This window comes from Bacillus sp. Hm123, assembly GCF_051842975.2.
GTDB lineage: Bacteria > Bacillota > Bacilli > Bacillales > Domibacillaceae > Bacillus_CE.
This window is the reverse complement of sequence record NZ_CM200277.1, coordinates 140,136-161,776: the sequence shown is the minus strand read 5'-3', so window position 1 is coordinate 161,776 and position 21,641 is coordinate 140,136. Positions and strand designations below refer to the sequence as shown.

Genomic DNA, 21,641 nt, shown 5'->3' with positions numbered 1-21,641 from the left:
TCTGTAGCTAACTTATGGGACAAAGATCAAGAATATGAAAAAAACTTGTGCAGATTAGATCCACACAAGTTTGTTCATATTATTAGCTTTGCGTAACTTCTGTTGTAGACACTTCCTCATGATGAATTTTCACTTCATTCATTCTCATCGCATACCATGAATAAAATTCATCCGCCACTTCAGCAGGTACATCAGCCAGTTCCTCATGATGAACAGGTTGAGCACGATTCACTGTTTTAATCGTTGCCAAACCGAACGATCTCTGAAGCTTCGACTGCGTTGCTTCTATTTCAATCACTTTACTTCGCTTCGTAATGAACAAATTTGTATTAAAGGCCCCGGTCTTCATTTGAATAAATTCCTCGGTTATTCGATATCGACTATTTTTATAATTAAAGATTTTAATCAAATAGGCAAAAGCAGTAAGTGCGACAGGAATATACCAGAAGGATGGTTTGAAATAGAAAACCGCAGCTATTACGACCAACCAGAAGACGCTGTGTCTAATCATTCGTACCCAAAACGCTTCTTTCGGCAGCCGCTCCATATTCCTCTCTACCCGATAACCTGGCAAAATCTCCTCAATCATTTCATATGCACGCTGAACCGGCAGAAACGGATACAACGAATTCGTCTCCATTTCTTCAAAATCCGTTCGCCCCGCACTAATCAGCTCCACTTCCGCAAGACCTAATAGTCGTTTCATAAAAGACTGGGTAATAACGATTGCTTGCACCTTCTCTTTTTGAATCATAAATGAGGACTCATCTAACACGCCTTTTTTAATGTAAATACTTTGACTGTCAGAAGATATTTCGTATTTACCATACTTCATAAACGTCCGTACGATACCAATACCAATAGACAACAGGATCAGCACTACACTCACAAGTGAAATAATCCACCATGATTTAGATATCACCTCAAAAAAGTCTTTCGCAAACGTTTCTATTTGAAAAATATCATCCAATTTAAAGACAATAGGGAACAAGATAAAAAAGCTGAGCGAAATAAAAGACGCCTTCAATAAATCTTTTCTAGTCGGAGTAAAATGTATCGTCTTTTCTTCCGTAGCAGGTGCCACAAATGTCGTTTCTTCTTGTCGGTCTAGCCCCTCTTCATTTGCCAACGGCTCTCTAGCACGAACCCTATTGATTTGCTGCTCTAACTGATCGGCTTCTTTCCTTAGAAGAATATCAAACGTCACAGAACTCTCATCCCCTGCTGTTGCCGTTTCTACTGTCATAGAGGTCACACGAAAAAGCTTATGAAAAATCGTTGTCCGACGTTGGATATTTTGTACTTTACTAAAAGGAACCGTACGATATGATTTCGAAAAAACACCTGACTGAACGTAAATGTTATTCTCTTTAATTTCATATTTGTATGTAAACCAATCGAGCAACGTCCATATTAAACGCGCTGCAATATAGACGATAAAAACAATTTGCAAAACCTCTATGTATGTCTTGTCAGAATTGAAATTGAGAATAAATAAAAGGATGAAAAAGAAAGCATTTTCTTTAATCAACTTCCATATATCTAAAACTATTTTCAGCGGATGTAGCTTCTTTAATGGCTGCCCCATCATTCCACTTCCTTAATTTTCGCGTAGTGGGCAATTTGATCACGTAGCTCATGAGCTTCCGCCTGTGGAACTGCCGGAATTTCATGCGTCGTTCCCATCGTCCCAACACTGATCGAATACAGCCCATATTTCCGCAAAAAAGGACCTTGATTTAACTCAACAGACTGCACCTTCGTCATCGGAACTAAGGCATGTACTTCATTCCACACACCATACTTTAGCTGAATAAACTCTTCGCTTACATCATAACGCCAATATTTCTGCTTCAGCTTCGGCGCAAAGACAATACCCCAAATAGCTGCCATAACTGTTACAATAGCTAAACCAATTAAAATCCAACTAATCCATTCCTTCCAATCAAAATAGCTATAAAGACCGTAAAGCCCGCCTAATACCGCAAGAATAATGATATCGGATACGATTTCTGTCATCCGCCAAACCTTTACAGCATCCGGTGAAATGACTCTCTGCGGAGGCTTGATTGTTGAATACATATAATATAAATCCTCCTTAAAAAGTATTTTTCTATTTATGTCTTAATCATTATAAAACTCGTAACTTCAAAAAGCATTTAAAATACCGAAAAAAGCTCCCTAACTCACAAAAGATTCGAGAGCCCAAGAAATACCTTTAATTTCATCAAAGCAAACATAACGAAACCGTCACTCTACTACTAAAATTCAAACTCCACTGTCTTACTCTTCGATTCAAACTCAAACCCTAATTTCTTTGCCAATTGCTTCGACTCTATATTTGTTTCCAACGTAGACCAGTGCGGAACAACTCCCTGTTCTATACAATGCTCCAAATATACTGCACATACCGACGTGGCTAACCCTTTATTTTGTTCTTCTTCATTGTATGTCTCTACACTAATCTCATGATCTTTCCCATTAACGCAACAAGACAAGCAAGCACTGACGATTCTACCTTCTTTCATGACACAGTACCCAAAACCCTGTTCAAGAAACTTATCCACCGAATACCAACATTCATTTAAAACATCAATCATCATTTCATCTGGATCATTACTAATAACATCCGCATCTATTCTTCTAATCTCATATCCCCTTGGTAAAAGTTTGTGGCTTTCTTTCAAAGAATAGAAGCAACTTTCGTTAAATTGATAATACCACTCATAATCTATTTCAAAATCTCTATGAGAAATAACCTCTAGTAAAGCTTTCTCCCAAGATTCCTCCTTAACAACCGTCAAAAAGTGCGTGCCTTCACACGATTCATACGTATCTTCTTTTAACTGATTGTCAATGAAATCACGTAAAGGGGTTATAAATTTTTCATTGGTAGCATCTCCAATAAACATAGTGATGACTCCCGTTACATCGATCATCGCTGTTCGAGGCTTTTCAATATCATCAACGTAAATCATTCCTCTATTCGTACCGTTAATTATCGCATTAAGTGTCCAATCATTTTTTTGCTCCGGTGTTTGTAGCAATGCCCTTACCCTCTGATAATCTTTCTTCTGTAGTTTATAAATCATTCGTCTCCCTCCTGCGAATTGGAATATTCACTTGATTTACCCTATAAAATTTAAATCAAACACTTCAAAGTCTTTTTAAGGCATAAAAAAAGAATTTGAAATGAAAACATTCCAAATCCCTTTTTAAAAACTCGTTATATTCCCTTATTTCACAAAAAGTCCACTGACTTGATTAGACTTGTTTATAGTCACCGTAAAAATACGCTGATCATTAGTATGCTTCGCGACTAACACAACGATATAATTGCCGTCCTTTTCCTCAACTGAAGATTTCTCAAATTTTTCAACTGCACCAGAATCCTCAAGAATTGGCTCGATTTCCTTTAGCCTTTCTTCCGTCAACTCTTTCTTCAACGTACTATCAAAAGCTTCCCTTAACTCTTCGTATTGTTGATCATTCAGAAGCTGAACAACATCTTCCGCTTGCTGAATCATTTTTTCTGACGTTTCCTCATCCACTTTAGCCCCTCCACAGGCGCTTAAAAGCAGCAAAAGCATACACGTACTTACGATCGACACGATGTACTTTTTCATTTTACAACACTCCAATTTTTTCTTAATTTCATACAATAAGCAAAGAGAAGAATGCTCGTAATTATTAATAGTCCTTCGATCACAATGATGGAAGTTGAACTCGTGATAAGCAATGGGACAATGCCTACGAATGAGTCGATCATGCCGTGAATAAAGATGGCATAACACAAGTACTTGATTTGCCCGCTAGTCACTCCCTTTAACACAAGGATAGATAACCCAACATGAAGTAAAATAGCAAATAGTCGCTCGATACCGCCTATAAAATAATCCGTGCCATGCATGAGCCACATGGTGGGGGAGAACAAACTCGTTAAAGCACTCATGCCCAAAAATAACACCGCTTCAATTCCACCATGTCCAATGCCAAAAACGATACCATCTCCCCAAGCTCGGTGATTTTTCATGAAGTATTTCATGGCGATATAACGAGCCACCCCTTCAAACATACCTGCTGAAAAACCGAGGCCTAAGGCGAAAAGGAAAGGCTGTGTTGCTTGGAACATATCATACGCTATCACATTTCCGCTTAACCATTGAAGCAGAGGAAGCCTAAGTAACATTTGCGAAATGATAAAAGCCAATACGCCTAAAAGATAAGGCTTGAAATAGCGCTTTTTAATAAGACAATAAAATAGAGCAGCTAACGGAAACATGATCCCTATCAACAATCCAAAAACGACTCCTGCCACCACTTACATCTCCTCACTCGTTATGCATTGAGTATAAAGATTCAGGAGTGCATTTGTATGTATTTATTTCAAAATTGGTCAGCTTTCCTTCTTAAGTGGTCCATATTTTACAGATAAAATTTGAGTGAAATAAGGATACTCAAACACTGTTTCTAAACTAATAGTCGGTGTATTATCAACGATTCGTTTCAATGAGAATAAACCGTATCCTCTATCGCCCGTATCGTTTAATTTGCTTGAAACATTTTTTCGATAAATTTCTGAGAGATGGATGTTTTTCTGACTACAACTATTTTTTACGATAAATTTCTGTTCACCGTCCATTTCAAAAAAGGCCATCGTCAACTCTCGTTTCTCTGATAAACTCGCTTCTTCCACCGCATTATCAAGGATGATCGAAATGGCGCGAATAAAATCAACAAGCGCAATATAGATGCGGTCAATATCATGCGGTGCATCAATGATCACAGATACATTCTTTTGATGAGCTGCAATCACTTTGACACTGATGATACTTTTGATTTCTGGCACTTTAATTCGAGCAAGTTTCACGAGTTCTAGCTCTTTATGATTCATAATCGTAGAAGTAGGTTTGATGATATCATTGTATACTTGTTCCACCAAATCAATATTTCTAGCGCGAACACCTTCATCTAACGATAGTAGTAAATTCAAATAATCATGTCGGAAACTAGCTAACTCTTCATGCATCACTTCTAATTTCTCCGTATAAGAAAGCAATTCTTGTTCTGCGGTTTCTTTACGAGCTTGAATCACTTTTTCCTTAAATAAATGAGAGCTTAAAAAGAAAAAGAATAAGAGGACTAAAAATAGTAACAAAGAAATCACATAGCTTAAGTCACTGTATTTCTGATGAAAGGTATCTAATACATTCATACTTGGGCTTGATAAAATAATCAGCAAAAAATTACCTAACAACAAAAAAACATAGCTGATGTAGTAGAAAGAACTTTGAATTAAGTAGTCGGCTATGTGATTGATGGATTCTCTTTTCAAAACAATAATCAACAAAATAAAAGAAGCCGATAACAAATGAATAATACTAAAGCTCGATACATATAGACTTAAATCCGACAATAGCCATAACTCTAATAAAAGCTTTAGAATGACCGTCTTAGCCAGCGAAATAACAAACAAACTCATACTCGCAAAGTAAAAACTTTGAACGATCGTCAATCCTTGCCTATATTTGAGCAATCCTATACAAAGTAAAAAAAGAATAGGAATGATCGCATTAAACTCAGGATAGCCCGTATAACTAATTAAGAAAGCAAGAAAAGTAGTCATGAAGAAGCACAACAGTATAAAACTACCCCAAGAAAACTTATGATAGCCAATTAAATATACATAAAAAACAACGTGACATAACCCAATGATGAAAAGAGCTAGTATATCAATCATTGGCGTGTAACCCACCATTGCCAGAAAGATAGTGCTGCCACTTTGTGCTCACTTTTTTGAACAAACGACGAGATACGGGTACACGAGCCTCGTTCGTTAAAACAACTACTTTCTCTTTCATATTGAGTTCAACAATTTTCTCTACGTTCACGACATAAGATTGATGACAGCGGATTAAACGCTCGTCACGATCCTCCACCTCTTTCAACTTCCCATAAAAACGAATGACTCGATTAGCTGTCATTAGTTCTAGGCGGTGAGGCTCGGCTGTCATCACATACTCAATATCCGCAAAAGGAACTCGTATCGTCGCATGAGTATTTTCTAAAATGAAATCATCCACTGGCGCAAAGCCTTGATTCGATTGTTTATATTTCAATAAACATTTTTCAATACGAGCATAAAGCGTTTCTTGATTTAAATGTTTGTCAATAAACGTTAAAGCAGACACCATATATTGATATGAAATGGGAGCAAACTCCGAATGAGTAGTGATAAACACAATAATCCCTCGTTCATCCACTTCACGAATGTCCTGTGCTACTTTAAATCCTTTTTGCTCCTCATTCTTTATTTCAATGTCTAAAAAATAAATGTTATTCCCGGAAGAATGAGCGATTCTTTCGATAATGCGTTCGCCTTTACTCGTAGAAAAAACAGAGCCATCCTCTATATGATGTTTTTGACAAGTTTCTTTGATCATCCGCTTTAATTTTTCCGCTTGAATCGCGTCATCTTCTAAAATAAAAACACTCATTTTATCACTCTTTCAATCCCATTTGGAATGTCAACACTAACCTGAACAATCTTTATAAGGACTGCTGCTTAAATTCAGTTGGTGTCAGATATCCTAGTGTTTGATGAATTCGAATGTGATTAAACCAGTTCACATAATCCCGTAGTTCAAGATCTAGTTGTTCAAGGGAATGGAAAGTGCGTTGGTACACAAATTCGATCTTAAAGCTCTTGTATGTCGCTTCGGCCACGGCATTATCATACGGACATCCTTTTGCACTAAGTGAACGCTGGATGCCAAATGCTTCTGTTGCTTCGGCCATTAGTTGATTATCGAATTCTGAGCCACGGTCTGTGTGGAATAATTGTACGTTTGTCAGGTTACCTTTAATGTTACTTAAAGCTTGGTAGACAAGTGCTGCGTCTTTACTTGGACCTGCACTGGCACCGACTAATTCACGATTAAAAAGATCGACAAACAAGCACACATAGTGCCATTTTTTCCCGACACGCACGTACGTTAAATCACTAACTAATACCGATAATTCCTTCTCTTGTTGGAATTCACGATTTAATACGTTGGCGATTGCCGTCTCGTTACTTTGTTTCTTTTGTGGTCTGTAATAAGCAACCGTGTAATTCGAGACAAGACCTAAATCCTTCATGATTCCACCTATACGTCGTCTAGAAACCGTCAGGTCTTGTTTCTCTAATTCTTTCTTAATTTTACGTGTCCCATAGTTATTGCGGCTTTGCTTAAAAATCGTATAAATACGCTCTTGTAAGTCTGCTTCCTCCGCTTGTTTTTCGTCATCTTCACGCTTGTGAAGGTGATAGTAGTAAGTACTTCTTGGAATTTGTAGGACGTCACACATGGCTGATACCGAATATTTGTGAGCGTTGTTACGAATCACATCTATTTTCGTCCCATGATCAGCGCGGCTTGCTTTAAAATATCATTTTCCATTCGTAGGCGTTGCACTTCTTTGCGTAGTTCAAGCAATTCTGTTTCTTCTGTCGTACGATTGTCTTCTGCCTTGAAAGATCCTGTTTCCTGATGATTTTTAATCCAACGATCTAATGAAGAAGGCGTAATCTCATATTCTCTCGCAATATCCGCTCGCGATTTTCCGTTTTCATAGAGCTTCACCATTTGCCGTTTAAATTCGGCTGTAAACGTTCGACGTTCTCTTCTCATTTTGACCCGCTCCTTAAGGTTAGTCCTTTTAGTGTACTACCCCTTATAAGAGTTGTCTAACTTAGTGTAGCCTATCCAATTTCCCACATGACAATATCAAAATTCTCCATTATCAAATGGATTCACTTACTCCTTCTCTACTCTTTATTCGCCAAACTAGCTGTGATTTTTTAGGCAACTTTCCAAATAAATAATTTGCAAAAGGCACGTATGAATGAACAAACCAGATAATCAAATAACACAAAATCACAGTAACTATATATTGTAAGGAAATCATTACGTGAAACGATAACCCAGTGTCTTTAGTAGGCAGTACATTCATTACTTGATATAACACAAGTGGATGAAGTAAGTAAAAACCAAATGAATAAGATGCTACACTTTTAAACTTCTTTGTCGTTGTTTCACTAAATCGGGTAGTGAATTTTTCTGACATATAAAAGAAAAAGAAACTCCCTCCTATATAAAAGCCTATAGAGAGTAATTTATATAGACTTTCAGGGATATCAACCCGTTCATTAAACATATTTTGATAACGAATTAACACATATGGCACACTTGTTAAAACGAATAAACTAGCACTAATCCATAGTTTTTTATTTGTTAATTTACCTTTAATCTTCTCATAATGGAGACCTATCCAACCACCAAGCAGAAATGCACCAAAAGAATCAATAAACAGGAAGTAATCCCAACCGTAGTTTACTTTCATCATATGAAAAAAGAATTCGATTGCAATTCCAATAACCCAAAGATATTTTTTTAGCAGATTCGACCTTTTGACAATAACGATTACTATAGGAAGTATCAGATAAAATTGAACAACTAAATAAATAAAATGCAACTGATACTTGCTGTCTCCAGTTAGAAGCCGCTCCCATATATCACCGATATCAAAAACCCGTACTCCGTAATACGATTGCTCTATTTCATATATGAAGGACCAAATAATATACGGAACTAATATAAATATAAAACGCTTTTTCCCATACATTAAAAGCTCTCTCGGTGTAAAAGGTTTATCTCTATAAATATAGAAAAAAACAATACCTACTAACATAATAAAAATTCCTGCTTCAACACGAACAATAGTGTTCAAAAAATTATACAACTGGTGTTGGAAGGAGTTCACCTCAAACAAGTGTCTATATTGAGCAGTTGTATGAACAAATACAACAAAAAGCATAGCAAATACTCTCAGATAGTATATTGATAAAATCTCCTTTTTCAATTTAACCATTCCCTTTTCATTTTCGCTGGTCGATTTTAATCGACTTTTCATAATCTCAATTATTATTCTAGCATAAATGCACGTTGATCAATCAAATTTGGTAATGTTTTTCCTATCACGCTCATGTCAAACTCTTAATAAAACAATGCAGTGCAATATAAATAAGCATAATAATAAAAGAACATACGGGTTTCTAAAAAGGTTTTTAAACACAAAAAAGCCCTCTCCTGAGATTCGGGAAAGGGCTTTGAAACACTGATATAGCACCAAAATTAACGTTTTGAGAAATATACAGACAAAATCCAATTACATTGAATACATCATAATCCATTTACATCAACGTTTCACAAAATATGAAGTGGGTGAAAATGTATGTTGAAGTATTAGAAAATATATTACTTGAACCAATTTGAACCAATATAATAGTTGTTAGTTGAATACAAAAACTGCTGTTTAGAATATGTAGATAAAAGAAGTTATCATCCTGTATATTACGGGTTCTCTTTTGAATCACAATTTATTAAGTAACAGTAGAAATAGCTTATTAATTCGACTAAAGATTTAGTAGGCTATTTTTGTTGATATAAAGGGATTTCTAAAAGTTTAACTACTGAAATATCAACACAAATAGATGCTTATTTATTTCAATACGAATAGATATTCTCATATGTTTATTTCATGGTTGAAAATAGTGTTTAATGATAGGTAGATTTAATTGAAGAACTCGCTGCATAAGATAATAAAAACTAGAAATAGGGTTCCATCAGAAAAATGTGGCTGTAAACTAAAAAGAAATATTCACGATTTTATACAATATGAAGAACCCTCCTCCCTAGCATAAATACAGCTACATCAGCCATTTGTATAAAATTCCGCATAAATAATATTCATAAGAAAAAGCACGAAACGCTGAATTCACAACGTTCGTGCTTTTTTAAAGTGCCCCCAAACTTTGATTTGGGAACGTTATTTAGATTGTGTGTATATGATTATGTAATTGTTATAAATTACTGAAAAGAGCCAGCCTGTATACAAAGGTGGCTCTTTTTTGATAGTTCAATTATAAACGCTCATATATAGCTGCATTATCAGAATCTTTTTGTACAAAAATGTATTTATCTTTGAAATTCCCGTTGGCTACGTTCGTATAGAAGGTACGTCCAACTGATAAACGAGAAGCTTTAGTAAATGCTTTCCAATCATCAAGTTTGAATAATTGCTTAATCTTAAATTGTTGACCAGCCGTTAATTTTTCAGCAGCTTGATCTACATCATTTAGCGTTACAGCATTTAAAGTTTGTAATTGTAACCCTAAAGAATTTGCTAATTGTTGTTTCATAAAAGCAGTGATTGATAACCCTTGCGCTGTAGCTAGAGCTGAAAGTTGCTGATATTCTGTTTCTGTAAAACGAAGTGAAATCTGCTTATCTGGATTAGTTGACATAATTAATCCTCTCCTTTTTTTATTTCGGAAGCAAACAATTATTTAGCTTCCACTTTAAAATTAGTGTACATTATTTTAAAAGCAAAAACAAGAGGAATTTAAAAAATATTTGCTTTCTCTTTAAGGGTGATTAATACAGCAAAAAAAGCAGCTAAGAACTATTAAAAATCTTAGCTGCTGAATCGAACGTTCCCTATGTGTCATTTGGGAACGTTAATTAAAGAACTATTTCAAATATTTTATTTGTAAGTTCTATGCTTTTTTCTTGCGTGATATTTCTTTTACAATACAAAATCAAGCGTGTTGATTAACCAAATTTAGACAGACTTCTCCTACTCTAATCAAAATAGTGATACAGAAATAAGACCATCCGATCCCACCACTGTAAGGGTAATGCGCCTGTCAAAAGCATGCGCTGAAAAGCCACTGACGACAGGTTCGATTTGAAAATGGAGGATTTTGTCTGTTTATATAACCAATGAAGCAGCACATAGGCAATTAAGGCGGCGAAAAGCTGGTTGAATACCGCATTTTCGGTCGTACCAAATAAAACAGGCACATTTAAATTTTGCTTGATCCAGCGAAAAAAGGTTTCGATGCCCCAGCGCGCTTTGTACATGTTGGCGATTTCTTCTGCCGACACATGACGTAAGCTGGTCACGACACGAACTTCTCGTCCTTCATCATCTTTAAAAAACACCACTCGATGACGTTTTTCCGAACGAGATTGAACGGAACCAAGTAGACAAGTCCTATCTTGGGTCACGTTTGAACCCTCTTGTGGCAAGCGTTGTAAGGATTTGATCTGAGACAACTCCACGTTTTCCTTCATCCGGATCACGAAATCTTGTCCTTCTCCAAGAAAGCGATCGATCCGTTGAATTTTAAAATAGGCACGGTCTTCTACTAAGATAAACCGAGGGTCCGCCAGATGCTCGCCGATAGGCCCATCGTGTGTCAGACCAGTGGATTCAACGACTTTCAAGGGCATTTGTGTCTCCAATGAAAAACTCACATGAAGCTTGATGCCTGAGCGTTCGCCATGATAAACGGCCCAAGGAAGTCGAGTTTTTCCGACCGTGATCGTAGTAGAATCCACGAGAAGTAGGTGCTTAGGCATGTTCAACGTGCGACGAGTGGCACGGTTACATTTACGAACGACTAAATCAAATACGTTCTTCATTAATTCGTAATCAAGCTGACTCATCTTTTTTGAAAGAGTGGAATAGTTGACATCGACAAGTCCCGCCGATGATCCGACATCGGCACAGTAACGCAAGCTTTTCCACTCACAAGCAACCGCCATCACAAGGTACTGAATTAACGTTTTGACATCCAGCTTTCGTGCGGTATCTTCATAACCAACGAGTTCAATCAATAGTTTTAGCTCTTCATCGGAAATAAACTTTTGAATCAAATTCGGGAACATGGTATTCTGTTTCATAGGGACACCTCTTCTCGTTTATGTTTGGTCGTACTTACATTTTACAAGAAGGTGTCCCTTTTTGTCGTCTTTTTATGGAAGATTATGCATAATCAACACGCCTGATATCATTCAGATACTTTTTAATGACTTTTTTAATTTTGCACCTCTAAAGAGAAACAGTAATCCTGTATAGGTCGTTAGTTTTTTTCTCTTTCTTCTACCCTACAAAATTTAACTGTCTTTACCCCACATACGGAACATTGATATCTATGTTTCCTGATCCCCTTTGCATCAACATACCACACTCGTCCAGATCTAAATCCCTCTATTTCTTTTTTACATTTTGGGCACTCGATAATAAAAACTTTCTTATATCCAACCTCAGTAAAAGTTTTACCACAATGTATTAAATTCGAGCATTTATATCTCCGTTTTCCATTATCGGTCTTTCCATGTTTATGTGCTAGACAACCACAATAAATACATTTCAAGTTTATCGCTTCCATTTCTTTGTTTAGAACCCACATTTTTTCAACACTTCCCACACTTTTCAACACATTTTAACTGACATTCTTTATCAACCTCAAATCTAAAAAATTTGGGGGCTTTTTTATGAATAAAAATAAAAAAACTAATCTTAGTAATTCTAATGAATCACTTCAAGAAAAGGTGTTGTTACAAAGCTTTAATAATCCACTAGGACAACTCCTATATCTAGATTACGAAATTAAAGATTTAAATAATAGGAATTCTCCCTCTTCATTAGAAAAAGCCATTAACAAAAAAACAGACCTAATAAAGATTATAGAAGAAATTGATGACCCTTCACTTAAATATCACTTAACTACCTATTACATTGATAAAAAAGAAAATTCATTTATTAAACATGATTTAAGAAAGTTAAAAAGCCGTAAATTTCCAAAACTATATCTTAGTGAGCAGGCTATACAACAGGCAGCTATTGCTAAAAGACAAATCAGCAAAGTTTTAAATAACGATCTTATATTAACTATTGAAGAGCTAGAAATGGTTATCTCTGATTTGGAGGATAGCTTAGATAGAATTATCCTTAGAAAAGTTCTTTTCGATAAAAAAAATCAAACACAGATAGCTAAAGAGATTAATATTAATACCTTTAGAAGAGCAAGTAGTGAGCAACCAGGAAAAAGCACTTTCAACAAAAGTACCGTTAGTAGAAGGCTTAAAAAACTAAAATGCACGACAATCAGTTGTGATGATTTTTAAATGTCTCTATTCGCAACATTAACTACCTTAATCTGTTAACAAGAGGAAGAGCCAATAAATCGAATACAATCTATTGCACTCTTCTTGTAATAAGAAAGGAGTCGTAAAGGGTTATTATGAAGCAACCAAAATTTAATAATGGTTGTAAAGCAACAATGTCCAAAAATCAAATAAATAAAGAAAGCAGGAGAAAACATGAGCATTAAGCCAAACAACGTAAACCTTTCTTTTGAAAGTATAGCTAAGACTGACAAAGGTAGGCTTATCGGTATCAAACCTTTGGTAGATTTTAATACCAAAGTACAAAAAGGTTACACATACGAAGTTTTACTAGAAGATAATGGATTTGAGAAAATTCAAATCAAGGTAGAAAATCACCCTCCATTATTGACTGATGAGGAACTATCAGCACTAAAAGAACCTATTTACATGACGTTCGAAAATTTCGTAGGGAAGTTCTATTTCTCTGATAGAAGTAAATCATTTGAACTCACATGTAAAGCGAGCAAAGCTTTAATCATTCGACAAGTAGCTAAGGCTTAAAACTATAAAACTCCACTATTAAACTATTTATTAGCTTAATAGTGGAGCTAATATTAAAGGAGAAAAAATATATGAAATTCTTAAAAATAATTGAATCTATCTTAAACTTTTTGATTCAATTACCCAAAGAAACAACGAAAGCAATTGATATTTACCAAAAACAGCTTTCAAGAGCCAATGGAGACAAAGTCAATATTGATATGGCGAAGAATACTTTGCTTTATTTCTTTTTGAAAAATTGGCTAATCAATATATTAGTTCCACTAGCAGTAATTATTTTGACTATTTCATTAGCTGTGAAATATTTCATTCCAATATTAGCTGTCGGGTTTATATATTATCTTGTATGGTGTGATTTTAAAGAAAAAAATCGAGGTAACGTAATTCAACAGCAGCAAGAAATAGAATTTATGTATTATGAAATATCAAAGTTCATATTCAATCCTCTAAGGCAAATGGACGAATGCTTAGACGTAAAAGTCCTCCAAGGATTAACTGATATTTCTATTCATCCATCATATAATATAGAAAGCCGGGTGGCAAAGCTACATTTTAAATTACTTAAAAAGTCCTCCGAACCGATTGAAAATGACAAAATTTTATTTAGTGAAAAGATGTTACAATCTCTCATTACATCCAAATTACATAAAAAACAAATATTAGAGAATCGCACTTTCTTTTACGACGACGTTCCATGTTTAGTGGTGGATTATATTACTGATTTCGGCGACTATATTCAAATTACAATAGTGTACGTAAATAGTGAATCTAGCTATAACTACGTAAAGGAAAAAGCATGTTATTCAACGACTTCAAAGATGAAATGAAAGAAAAACATGGGCAAGGCTCTGGATTCATGACAAATGGGGCGGAACTCTTTAGCATTAAAGTACCACAGGTTAAGGACATCGCTAAATTAGAGCATTATATCAAGCAAGCATTGAATCGTTAGGTATTGCAAGCTCTGTTAAGTCATCGAGAATGTGGCTAGGCGTTGCGAGCGTTAAGCGGAGCAAAAGACTAGCCATCCCATCGCTTGCGATGGCAGTTAGCTAGCTTAGTATTACCTAGCCAACCTCTGTAGCATCCTTATTCCTGTAGCAGAGTCAAAGAAATATACTAATTTTTCTAATTGCGCTCAATAGTAAGTTTAAATAGAAACCGTTTGCTACCTCTACTGAAAGGAGAATCGAAATGATTGATTCAAACGAAACAAAAGACAAACCTGTTGAAAAAGAAATAGCACCAAAGAAAGATTCAAAATCTAGGAAGTACCTACTCACTATTAATAACCCTAACGAGTATGGTATCACACATGAATCAATACAAGAGATATTAACAACCAAATTCAAGAGTTTGATATATGCCTGTATGAGTGACGAAGTAGCAAGTCAACACCATAAACATATCTTCTTAGCATTCTCTAGCCCAGTAAGGTTCAGTCAAATCAAAAAATATTTCCCAAATGCCCATATTGACAAATCACGTGGAACAGCGGAGAACAATCGCCACTATGTCTTTAAAGAAGGGAAATGGGCAGATACTAATAAAGCTGAAACCAATCTAAAGGACACTCATTGGGAATGGGGGGAAATTCCCATTGAAAGGGCGGGAAATAGAACAGATTTAGCTGAACTGTATGAACTGATTCAGGACGGTTTTTCTAATGCAGAAATAATCGAACTGAACCCTGATAATATTTTACTTCTCCAACATATTGACCGTACTCGAAAAGCAATTCTAGAAGAAAAATTCAAAAGTGACTGGCGAGATTTAGAAGTAACCTATATTCTCGGTCCCACAGGTACAGGAAAATCACGATTTGTTATGGAGAAGCATGGCTATGAGAACGTTTTTAGAGTAACCAATTATTTACATCCTTTTGATTCGTATCGTCAGCAAGATGTCATTGTATTTGAAGAATTCTCAAGCTCATTAAAAATTCAAGATATGTTAAATTATCTTGATGGGTATCCTCTTGAGTTACCTTCTCGCTATAGTAATAAACAGGCTACTTACACGAAAGTTTACATCATTAGTAATTTACCATTGAAAAAACAATATGAAACAATTCAATTAGAAAAAATGGAGGTATGGAGAGCTTTTTTACGTCGTATTAAAAAGGTCTTACTGATTGAAAAACAGGGCGTACATAAAGAATTTACGACAGATGAATTCCTGAATTGGTCCGCTCCTGCTAATATATTAGCTGAAAAACTCGGTATAAGTAAGATAGTATAGTGATTAAATTTCACATAAGAAGAAAAGAAAGGAGCATCATTTTATGGAATACAAGGGATATATAACTACACCCTACTTACTAACAAGAGTACAAGCATCAAATTTTTTAGGTATAGATCCTAAATCATTCGATAAATATATACGTTCTCATGAAGAACTTGAACGCTTTATGATTGGTAGACATGAGCGTTATACCATGAAATCTTTAATAAACTTTATTGGAAAAAAATCAATCTAAATTAATTCCAGTTGATACCATGCTAATTTCAGAATACAATACAGTTGTATTCAGCTAGCACCTATCAACTATTTTTTTGAAGGGAATTGATAGTATGGCTAGTATTATTATAAAGAGGAAAATCATATAGAGCACAAATATCTTTATATAAGCGAGGAAAACATAAAAAACTTTCTAAAACTTTTCCAACAAAGAAAGAAGCAGAACTTTGGACTTTAGAAATGGAATTAGCGAAAGGAGAAGGTAAAGAACTCGCCCACAGAACAACAACCTTTGCAGATTTTTTCGAGAATTGGATTTACCTTGTAAAAGTAAATGATGTTAAAGAAACGACATTCCAAAATTACGTTCGTACGTTGGGCGTAATTCGAAACCTATTTCAAGATGTCCAATTAAAAGATTTAAATGACATTGTCGTTCAAAAGAAAATTGATGAATATGCGAAAACACATTCTCGAAAAACAACACACGAAGTGCTTCTTAAAATAAAAACATCCTTACGTGATGCCTATGCCCGTGGTTATATTGCAAATGATTTTGCTCGTTTAGTGAAAACTCGCGGAGAAAACCCTCCTAAGCGAAACAGAGCATTTCTATCACTGACTTTAAAAAGCTTCGTAATCACGTCCTAGAGCACCCAGAGGATGAATTTAACCTACTTGTATTACTTGCACTTGAAACGGGTATGCGACGTGGAGAACTACTTGCAATACGACCAGAAAGCCTTTTTGAATATGGTATTGAAGTTAGACACTCAATCAGTCCTACTTCTGACGATACTTCACTAAAGACACAAAATGCAAAACGTGATGTTTCTATAAACAAAGAAGTATATGAGCTTATTCGTAAAATTCCTGTCAAAGAGAATGGTTATATTTTCGGCTTTGGCGGCTTTAAACAATCCGAACAATTAGCAGAGTTATTGAAAGGGTTAAACATTAAAAGAACTACCTTTCACGGTCTGAGAGATACACACGCATCATTTTTATTTGCTCAAGATATAGATATTGCTTATGTTTCCAAACGATTAGGACACATAAATATTCAAACCACGCAAAATTATTATCTGGAATTAATGCCAGAAAAAAAGCACCAGCAAGATGCCGATGCTTTAAATCTGTTAAGTTCTTTATGAGGTTCAAGCTGATTTGAACCAACTTGAACCAAAAAACCTTTGTAAACGTTGATGCAATAAGGAATTGATTAACGTTTTGAGAACTGAGGTGCACGACGAGCGCCTTTAAGACCGTATTTCTTACGTTCTTTCATACGAGCGTCACGAGTTAAGTAACCAGCGCGTTTTAATGTTGGGCGGAATTCAGGATCTGCTTGAAGTAACGCACGAGCGATACCGTGGCGGATTGCTCCAGCTTGACCTGTGTAGCCGCCTCCGTTTACGTTTACATGTACATCGTAGCTGCTTACAGTTTCAGTCGCAACTAGAGGTTGCTTGATTACTGTACGTAAAGCTTCGAATGGGATATAGTCTACTACGTCACGTCCGTTGATGACGATTTTTCCATCTCCAGGTACTAAGCGCACACGAGCAACTGAGCTCTTGCGGCGGCCTGTTCCGATATATTGAACTTGTGCCAAGATAATGACCTCCTCTTAATTAATTATTAATTATCCGCGAAGTTCGTAAACTTCTGGTTTTTGTGCTTCATGCTTGTGCTCTGGGCCAGCATAAACGTGTAACTTCTTCGCCATTTGACGTCCTAAAGAACCTTTTGGAAGCATGCCTTTAATTGCAAGCTCAAGCATTCTTTCAGGATAGTTAGTACGCATTTCTAAAGCAGTACGGGATTTTAATCCACCTGGGTACATGCTGTGACGGTAATAAATTTTGTCTGTTAATTTCTTACCTGTTAATTCGATTTTCTCTGCATTGATGATGATTACGTGATCACCAGTATCAACGTGTGGTGTATATGTTGGTTTATGTTTACCGCGTAAAATAGACGCTACTTCGCTTGACAGGCGACCTAAAGTCTTGCCTTCAGCATCAACAACGTACCATTTACGTTCGATTTCGTTAGCTTTTGCCATATAAGTCGTACGCATTTGTTTTTACCCTCCTAAGAAATATGTTTTTGGTTCACTGTATTTATATCACGAATAGCTTTCCGGGGCTCGTCGTGGGGTTAAATAACATACCATATGATATAATATATCTTTCAGAAATCATTGTCAAGAAAAAATGTCACACCCGGATTAGTTGCCATAGAATACTTGCTGAAGATACAAGCCTTCTGCTGGTGCCGTTTTACCGGCTTGCCCCCGATCCTTCGCTTCTAAAATTTTTTTTACTTCATAGGGATCTCGTTTTCCCATCCCTACTTCTATCAATGTGCCGGTCATAATACGGACCATATTATATAAAAATCCGTTGCCAACAAATTTCAGCTCAATTTCATCATCTCGCTGTTGAATAGCAATTTCTTTTACTTCTCTCACTTTATCCTGCACTTCCGTTTTCGCTGAACAAAAGCTCGTGAAATCGTGCGTACCGATCAAATAAGCAGCCGCCTGACACATTAACTCCAAGTTAAGGTCAAATGGATAGTGATAGGCGTAAAAGCGCTTAAAAGGGCTTCTATGCGGCTCTTGATAGATTTTGTACCGATACTCCTTGCCAGTCGCTGAAAAACGAGCGTGGAACGAGTGTGGAACGATTTTCGCTGTTAATACAGCAATGTCTCCTGAAAGCTGGCTATTCAATGCGACAGGCCAACGCTCAGCCGGAAGCATGAGCGGCGTATCAAAATGAATGACTTGTCCAACAGCATGAACGCCAGCATCCGTTCGCCCAGAAGCGGTCACTTTCACATCGCGACCTTTATGCATTTTTTTCAGCACTTTTTCGAATTCCTCTTGCACGGTGCGACCATTCGGCTGAATTTGATAGCCAGAAAACAACGCCCCGTCATAAGAAATGATACATTTGATGCGATTCATCTTTCACCACTCCGTTAACTCCTTAAATAAAACAGGACGACAGCTAAAATTAGCAGCACAAGCAGCGAGATAGTATCTTTCATCGTCCACTGCAATAACCGATATTTCGTCCGTCCTTCTCCACCGCGATAGCCTCTCGCTTCCATCGCTGTTGCTAAGTCCTCTGCTCGCTTAAATGCGCTAACAAACAACGGAATCAAAAGTGGCACAATCGCCTTTACTCGCTCTTTGATTGGGCCGCTAGAAAAGTCCGCTCCCCGAGCCATTTGCGCTTTCATAATCTTCTCGGTTTCGTCCATTAATGTCGGAATGAAACGCAAGGAAATCGACATCATTAACGCTAGCTCATGAACGGGTAGCTTCATCTTCTTAAATGGCTTCAATAAGCTTTCTAGCCCATCTGTGATGGAAATAGGCGACGTCGTCAACGTCAATAGCGACGTCATAAAGATTAACAGTAGAAACCGCAGAGAAATAAATGCCCCTTGCTGTAAACCGCCTTCATAGATTTCAATCCAGCCAGCTTTCCAAAGAAGGTCTCCTTCCTTCGTCAAAAACAGATGCAATGAAAACGTAAAAATAATGATCCATAAGACCGGCTTTAACCCAATAATTAAAAAGCGAATATTAATTTTAGATAAAAAGATCGCTAGAAAAGTAAATAAGACCAATAAACCATAAGTGACTACGTTATTAGCTAAGAAGACGATCACTACATAGGCAAAAATAAATAATAGCTTCGCCCGAGGATCTAGTCGATGGACAACAGAGTCAAGCGGCAAATAGCGGCCAAAGACCATTTTTTCCATCATCGGCCCTCACCTCGCTTATGCACGAGTTGTAACTGCTCAACAAGCTCATCCATCGAGAGGCAAGTTTTTCCGAGCTGAATACCGGACTCTTCTTCAAACTGCTGCTGAAAGCGAATCACTTCGGGTATACTTAGCCCTAAACGAAACAGTTCTTCCCGCTTAGAAAACAGCTCGCGCGGCTTACCTTTTTGATACACCTCGCCTTGATGCATAATGACCATTTCATCGGCATACAGAGCGGCATCCTCCATGCTGTGCGTCACAAGAATGGTCGATAAGTTTCGCTCCTTATGAAGGGTAGCAAACATCTCCATCATTTCCTTACGCCCTCTCGGATCGAGACCGGCTGTTGGCTCATCTAATACAATCACTTCGGGTTCCATCGCCAGTACACCAGCAATCGCCACTCGCCGCATTTGCCCCCCTGATAAATCAAAGGGAGATTTGTTTAATATGTCCTCAGACAACCCCACCTGGCGGATCACTTGTTTTGCCCGTTGCTTCGCTTCTTCTTCCGCTACACCGAAATTCATCGGGCCATAGCAAATATCTTTTTCGACCGTTTCTTCAAACAGTTGATGCTCTGGAAACTGAAACACAATCCCTACACGCTTACGGACGTCTTTTAGATTCTTTTCCTTCTTTTCTGATGAAACGATCCGATCACCAATATGGACTTGACCGCTTGTTGGCTGTATCAAGGCATTTAAATGCTGCAAGATCGTCGATTTTCCTGATCCTGTATGCCCGATAATCGCCAAATAGGTGCCGCTTGGAATCGTGAAGCTGACATTGTGAAGGGCTTTATGCTCAAAAGGGGTGCCTGCCGCATAACGATACTCTACTTCTTGAAGTTGGATATCCATAATTCCCTCACCAGCTCTTCTTCTGTTAAATAATTTTGTTGAATCGAAAAGCCATGTGATCGTAGCTTATCACTTAATTTCACAGAAAAGGGAACATCAAGCCCTAATTGAATTAGCTCTTCGTTCATTTGAAAAATCTCTTCAGGCGTACCGACCGTATGTACCGTCCCTTTATTTAACACAATGATTCGGTCTGCTCGTGCGGCTTCCTCTAAATCATGTGTAATCGAAATAACAGTTAAGTCTTGTTCTTCGTTTAATTGACGTACAGTCTGTAGTACTTCTTCTCTCCCTCTAGGGTCAAGCATCGATGTGGCCTCATCCAATAAGATGATCTCTGGCTGTAAAGCAATGACACTGGCGATGGCCACTCGTTGCTTTTGACCTCCAGATAGATGGTGCGGCTCTTGATTCAGAAAATCAAGCATTCCTACTTTCTGCAAGGAAGCTTGTACTCTTTCTTTCATCGTCACGTATGGGACGCCGTTATTTTCTAACCCAAAAGCCACATCATCCTGCACCGTTGTGCCGACAAATTGATTGTCTGGATTTTGAAAGACCATCCCAAGCCGTTTGCGAATCTCCCAAACTTGCTCTTCTTCTAATAAAGTGCCACTAATAGCAACACTACCCTTCTCAGGATAATGCAGACCATTTAACATTTTGGCGAGAGTCGACTTTCCTGAACCATTATGACCAACAATGGCTAACCATTCTCCTCGATACACATTCAATGTAATATCTTTCAAAGCATAATCTGCTTGTTCTGGATATCGAAAATACACATGTTCAATCGAAATGATTGGCTCCTTCATGACTCTCCCCCTCTCGACTTTCCTATTCAAAAAAGTTGCCTATACAAAAAAAGCCCGCACCCCATTCCAAAGAAAAAAGTTCTTTTTCTGCCAGCAAAACGGCCTCTTAATACGAGTAAGAGCGGAAGGGGTGCATGAGCTAGACGAGT

General features: G+C 37.0%; 26 protein-coding genes. 8 read left to right on the top strand and 18 right to left on the bottom strand.

Features of this window, described 5'->3' with window-relative positions; translation table 11 throughout:
- Positions 1-82 precede the first annotated feature (82 nt).
- From ACSVDJ_RS00950 to ACSVDJ_RS00895, 12 genes are all read right to left on the bottom strand, one after another.
- Positions 83-1,591: a PH domain-containing protein gene (locus ACSVDJ_RS00950; RefSeq protein ID WP_518619774.1), complete on the bottom strand. Its 1,509-nt coding sequence runs from the start codon at positions 1,589-1,591 to the stop codon at positions 83-85.
- Positions 1,588-2,082 carry a PH domain-containing protein gene (locus tag ACSVDJ_RS00945; protein ID WP_439171271.1) on the bottom strand — a complete coding sequence of 165 codons (495 nt, stop codon included), beginning with the start codon at positions 2,080-2,082 and terminating at the stop codon, positions 1,588-1,590. The genes ACSVDJ_RS00950 and ACSVDJ_RS00945 overlap by 4 nt, the downstream gene beginning before the upstream one ends.
- A gap of 179 nt (positions 2,083-2,261) precedes the next feature.
- A complete protein-coding gene (locus tag ACSVDJ_RS00940) occupies positions 2,262-3,092 on the bottom strand; it encodes a GNAT family N-acetyltransferase (protein WP_439171270.1) in 831 nt (276 codons plus the stop codon).
- A gap of 144 nt (positions 3,093-3,236) precedes the next feature.
- Entirely contained in the window at positions 3,237-3,626 is a 390-nt protein-coding gene (locus ACSVDJ_RS00935) for a DUF3887 domain-containing protein (RefSeq protein ID WP_439171269.1), read from the bottom strand.
- Positions 3,623-4,318, bottom strand: coding sequence for a YhfC family glutamic-type intramembrane protease (locus ACSVDJ_RS00930; protein ID WP_439171268.1), 696 nt, complete (start codon positions 4,316-4,318; stop codon positions 3,623-3,625). Before ACSVDJ_RS00930 ends, ACSVDJ_RS00935 begins: the two co-directional genes overlap by 4 nt.
- Before the next feature lie 78 nt (positions 4,319-4,396).
- Positions 4,397-5,626: a GHKL domain-containing protein gene (locus ACSVDJ_RS00925; protein ID WP_439171266.1), complete on the bottom strand. Its 1,230-nt coding sequence runs from the start codon at positions 5,624-5,626 to the stop codon at positions 4,397-4,399.
- A gap of 106 nt (positions 5,627-5,732) precedes the next feature.
- Positions 5,733-6,497 carry a LytR/AlgR family response regulator transcription factor gene (locus ACSVDJ_RS00920; RefSeq protein ID WP_439171264.1) on the bottom strand — a complete coding sequence of 255 codons (765 nt, stop codon included), beginning with the start codon at positions 6,495-6,497 and terminating at the stop codon, positions 5,733-5,735.
- Positions 6,498-6,549: 52 nt separating this feature from the next.
- A protein-coding gene (locus tag ACSVDJ_RS00915) for an IS3 family transposase (protein WP_518619624.1) occupies positions 6,550-7,673 on the bottom strand; the annotation gives its coding sequence in 2 pieces (ribosomal slippage) (positions 6,550-7,394 and positions 7,394-7,673; 1,125 coding nt in all).
- A gap of 112 nt (positions 7,674-7,785) precedes the next feature.
- Positions 7,786-8,955, bottom strand: coding sequence for an acyltransferase (locus tag ACSVDJ_RS00910; RefSeq protein ID WP_439171291.1), 1,170 nt, complete (start codon positions 8,953-8,955; stop codon positions 7,786-7,788).
- Between the two features lie 1,009 nt (positions 8,956-9,964).
- The gene (locus ACSVDJ_RS00905) at positions 9,965-10,348 is read right to left on the bottom strand and encodes a DUF1413 domain-containing protein (protein ID WP_439171290.1); all 384 of its coding nucleotides are present in this window, start codon (positions 10,346-10,348) and stop codon (positions 9,965-9,967) included.
- 337 nt (positions 10,349-10,685) lie between these two features.
- Positions 10,686-11,792: an IS4 family transposase gene (locus ACSVDJ_RS00900; protein WP_518619766.1), complete on the bottom strand. Its 1,107-nt coding sequence runs from the start codon at positions 11,790-11,792 to the stop codon at positions 10,686-10,688.
- A 179-nt stretch (positions 11,793-11,971) separates the two neighbouring features.
- Positions 11,972-12,280 (bottom strand): IS1/IS1595 family N-terminal zinc-binding domain-containing protein, encoded by a 309-nt coding sequence (locus ACSVDJ_RS00895; RefSeq protein ID WP_439170826.1) that lies wholly within the window; start codon positions 12,278-12,280, stop codon positions 11,972-11,974.
- Positions 12,281-12,386: 106 nt separating this feature from the next.
- On the opposite strand from ACSVDJ_RS00895, the gene ACSVDJ_RS00890 reads away from it, so the two are divergent.
- From ACSVDJ_RS00890 to ACSVDJ_RS00855, 8 genes are all read left to right on the top strand, one after another.
- The gene (locus tag ACSVDJ_RS00890; RefSeq protein WP_439170825.1) at positions 12,387-13,019 is read left to right on the top strand and encodes a hypothetical protein; all 633 of its coding nucleotides are present in this window, start codon (positions 12,387-12,389) and stop codon (positions 13,017-13,019) included.
- Positions 13,020-13,214: 195 nt separating this feature from the next.
- A complete protein-coding gene (locus tag ACSVDJ_RS00885) occupies positions 13,215-13,562 on the top strand; it encodes a hypothetical protein (protein ID WP_439170824.1) in 348 nt (115 codons plus the stop codon).
- 71 nt (positions 13,563-13,633) lie between these two features.
- Positions 13,634-14,389 (top strand): hypothetical protein, encoded by a 756-nt coding sequence (locus ACSVDJ_RS00880; RefSeq protein WP_439170823.1) that lies wholly within the window; start codon positions 13,634-13,636, stop codon positions 14,387-14,389.
- Entirely contained in the window at positions 14,386-14,514 is a 129-nt protein-coding gene (locus ACSVDJ_RS00875) for a hypothetical protein (protein ID WP_439170821.1), read from the top strand. Before ACSVDJ_RS00880 ends, ACSVDJ_RS00875 begins: the two co-directional genes overlap by 4 nt.
- A 242-nt stretch (positions 14,515-14,756) precedes the next feature.
- Positions 14,757-15,803 carry a hypothetical protein gene (locus ACSVDJ_RS00870; RefSeq protein WP_439170820.1) on the top strand — a complete coding sequence of 349 codons (1,047 nt, stop codon included), beginning with the start codon at positions 14,757-14,759 and terminating at the stop codon, positions 15,801-15,803.
- A gap of 43 nt (positions 15,804-15,846) precedes the next feature.
- Positions 15,847-16,041, top strand: coding sequence for a DNA-binding protein (locus tag ACSVDJ_RS00865; protein ID WP_439170819.1), 195 nt, complete (start codon positions 15,847-15,849; stop codon positions 16,039-16,041).
- A gap of 221 nt (positions 16,042-16,262) precedes the next feature.
- On the top strand, positions 16,263-16,673 hold the full coding sequence (locus ACSVDJ_RS00860) for a tyrosine-type recombinase/integrase (RefSeq protein ID WP_439170818.1): 411 nt from the start codon (positions 16,263-16,265) through the stop codon (positions 16,671-16,673).
- A gap of 53 nt (positions 16,674-16,726) precedes the next feature.
- Positions 16,727-17,176 (top strand): site-specific integrase, encoded by a 450-nt coding sequence (locus ACSVDJ_RS00855; protein ID WP_439170817.1) that lies wholly within the window; start codon positions 16,727-16,729, stop codon positions 17,174-17,176.
- A gap of 68 nt (positions 17,177-17,244) precedes the next feature.
- On the opposite strand, the gene rpsI is transcribed toward ACSVDJ_RS00855, so the two are convergent.
- The 6 genes from rpsI to ACSVDJ_RS00825 form a co-directional block, all read right to left on the bottom strand.
- Positions 17,245-17,637: a 30S ribosomal protein S9 gene (gene rpsI, locus ACSVDJ_RS00850; protein WP_100404139.1), complete on the bottom strand. Its 393-nt coding sequence runs from the start codon at positions 17,635-17,637 to the stop codon at positions 17,245-17,247.
- 30 nt (positions 17,638-17,667) lie between these two features.
- Complete coding sequence (gene rplM / locus ACSVDJ_RS00845) at positions 17,668-18,105, bottom strand: 50S ribosomal protein L13 (RefSeq protein WP_439170816.1); 438 nt, start codon at positions 18,103-18,105, stop codon at positions 17,668-17,670.
- Between the two features lie 150 nt (positions 18,106-18,255).
- The gene (gene truA, locus ACSVDJ_RS00840) at positions 18,256-18,999 is read right to left on the bottom strand and encodes a tRNA pseudouridine(38-40) synthase TruA (RefSeq protein ID WP_439170815.1); all 744 of its coding nucleotides are present in this window, start codon (positions 18,997-18,999) and stop codon (positions 18,256-18,258) included.
- A gap of 14 nt (positions 19,000-19,013) precedes the next feature.
- Positions 19,014-19,811 carry an energy-coupling factor transporter transmembrane component T family protein gene (locus ACSVDJ_RS00835; protein ID WP_439170814.1) on the bottom strand — a complete coding sequence of 266 codons (798 nt, stop codon included), beginning with the start codon at positions 19,809-19,811 and terminating at the stop codon, positions 19,014-19,016.
- The gene (locus tag ACSVDJ_RS00830) at positions 19,808-20,677 is read right to left on the bottom strand and encodes an energy-coupling factor ABC transporter ATP-binding protein (protein WP_439170813.1); all 870 of its coding nucleotides are present in this window, start codon (positions 20,675-20,677) and stop codon (positions 19,808-19,810) included. The genes ACSVDJ_RS00835 and ACSVDJ_RS00830 overlap by 4 nt, the downstream gene beginning before the upstream one ends.
- Positions 20,653-21,492: an energy-coupling factor ABC transporter ATP-binding protein gene (locus tag ACSVDJ_RS00825; RefSeq protein ID WP_439170811.1), complete on the bottom strand. Its 840-nt coding sequence runs from the start codon at positions 21,490-21,492 to the stop codon at positions 20,653-20,655. Before ACSVDJ_RS00825 ends, ACSVDJ_RS00830 begins: the two co-directional genes overlap by 25 nt.
- Positions 21,493-21,641 lie beyond the last annotated feature (149 nt).

Excerpts from the sequence above, each read along its gene's own strand:
- ACSVDJ_RS00880 (WP_439170823.1), top strand. The coding sequence starts at position 13,634 with ATGAAATTCTTAAAAATAATTGAATCTATCTTAAACTTTTTGATTCAA.
- ACSVDJ_RS00865 (WP_439170819.1), top strand. The coding sequence starts at position 15,847 with ATGGAATACAAGGGATATATAACTACACCCTACTTACTAACAAGAGTA.
- ACSVDJ_RS00895 (WP_439170826.1), bottom strand. The coding sequence starts at position 12,280 with ATGGAAGCGATAAACTTGAAATGTATTTATTGTGGTTGTCTAGCACAT.
- ACSVDJ_RS00825 (WP_439170811.1), bottom strand. The coding sequence starts at position 21,492 with ATGAAGGAGCCAATCATTTCGATTGAACATGTGTATTTTCGATATCCA.
- ACSVDJ_RS00885 (WP_439170824.1), top strand. The coding sequence starts at position 13,215 with ATGAGCATTAAGCCAAACAACGTAAACCTTTCTTTTGAAAGTATAGCT.
- ACSVDJ_RS00910 (WP_439171291.1), bottom strand. The coding sequence starts at position 8,955 with ATGAAAAGTCGATTAAAATCGACCAGCGAAAATGAAAAGGGAATGGTT.
- ACSVDJ_RS00870 (WP_439170820.1), top strand. The coding sequence starts at position 14,757 with ATGATTGATTCAAACGAAACAAAAGACAAACCTGTTGAAAAAGAAATA.
- ACSVDJ_RS00855 (WP_439170817.1), top strand. The coding sequence starts at position 16,727 with ATGCGACGTGGAGAACTACTTGCAATACGACCAGAAAGCCTTTTTGAA.
- ACSVDJ_RS00950 (WP_518619774.1), bottom strand. The coding sequence starts at position 1,591 with ATGATGGGGCAGCCATTAAAGAAGCTACATCCGCTGAAAATAGTTTTA.
- ACSVDJ_RS00945 (WP_439171271.1), bottom strand. The coding sequence starts at position 2,082 with ATGTATTCAACAATCAAGCCTCCGCAGAGAGTCATTTCACCGGATGCT.
- ACSVDJ_RS00830 (WP_439170813.1), bottom strand. The coding sequence starts at position 20,677 with ATGGATATCCAACTTCAAGAAGTAGAGTATCGTTATGCGGCAGGCACC.
- ACSVDJ_RS00905 (WP_439171290.1), bottom strand. The coding sequence starts at position 10,348 with ATGTCAACTAATCCAGATAAGCAGATTTCACTTCGTTTTACAGAAACA.
- ACSVDJ_RS00890 (WP_439170825.1), top strand. The coding sequence starts at position 12,387 with ATGAATAAAAATAAAAAAACTAATCTTAGTAATTCTAATGAATCACTT.
- ACSVDJ_RS00920 (WP_439171264.1), bottom strand. The coding sequence starts at position 6,497 with ATGAGTGTTTTTATTTTAGAAGATGACGCGATTCAAGCGGAAAAATTA.
- ACSVDJ_RS00860 (WP_439170818.1), top strand. The coding sequence starts at position 16,263 with ATGGAATTAGCGAAAGGAGAAGGTAAAGAACTCGCCCACAGAACAACA.
- ACSVDJ_RS00940 (WP_439171270.1), bottom strand. The coding sequence starts at position 3,092 with ATGATTTATAAACTACAGAAGAAAGATTATCAGAGGGTAAGGGCATTG.
- ACSVDJ_RS00925 (WP_439171266.1), bottom strand. The coding sequence starts at position 5,626 with ATGACTACTTTTCTTGCTTTCTTAATTAGTTATACGGGCTATCCTGAG.
- ACSVDJ_RS00900 (WP_518619766.1), bottom strand. The coding sequence starts at position 11,792 with ATGAAACAGAATACCATGTTCCCGAATTTGATTCAAAAGTTTATTTCC.
- ACSVDJ_RS00935 (WP_439171269.1), bottom strand. The coding sequence starts at position 3,626 with ATGAAAAAGTACATCGTGTCGATCGTAAGTACGTGTATGCTTTTGCTG.
- rplM (WP_439170816.1), bottom strand. The coding sequence starts at position 18,105 with ATGCGTACGACTTATATGGCAAAAGCTAACGAAATCGAACGTAAATGG.
- truA (WP_439170815.1), bottom strand. The coding sequence starts at position 18,999 with ATGAATCGCATCAAATGTATCATTTCTTATGACGGGGCGTTGTTTTCT.
- ACSVDJ_RS00875 (WP_439170821.1), top strand. The coding sequence starts at position 14,386 with ATGAAAGAAAAACATGGGCAAGGCTCTGGATTCATGACAAATGGGGCG.
- ACSVDJ_RS00835 (WP_439170814.1), bottom strand. The coding sequence starts at position 19,811 with ATGATGGAAAAAATGGTCTTTGGCCGCTATTTGCCGCTTGACTCTGTT.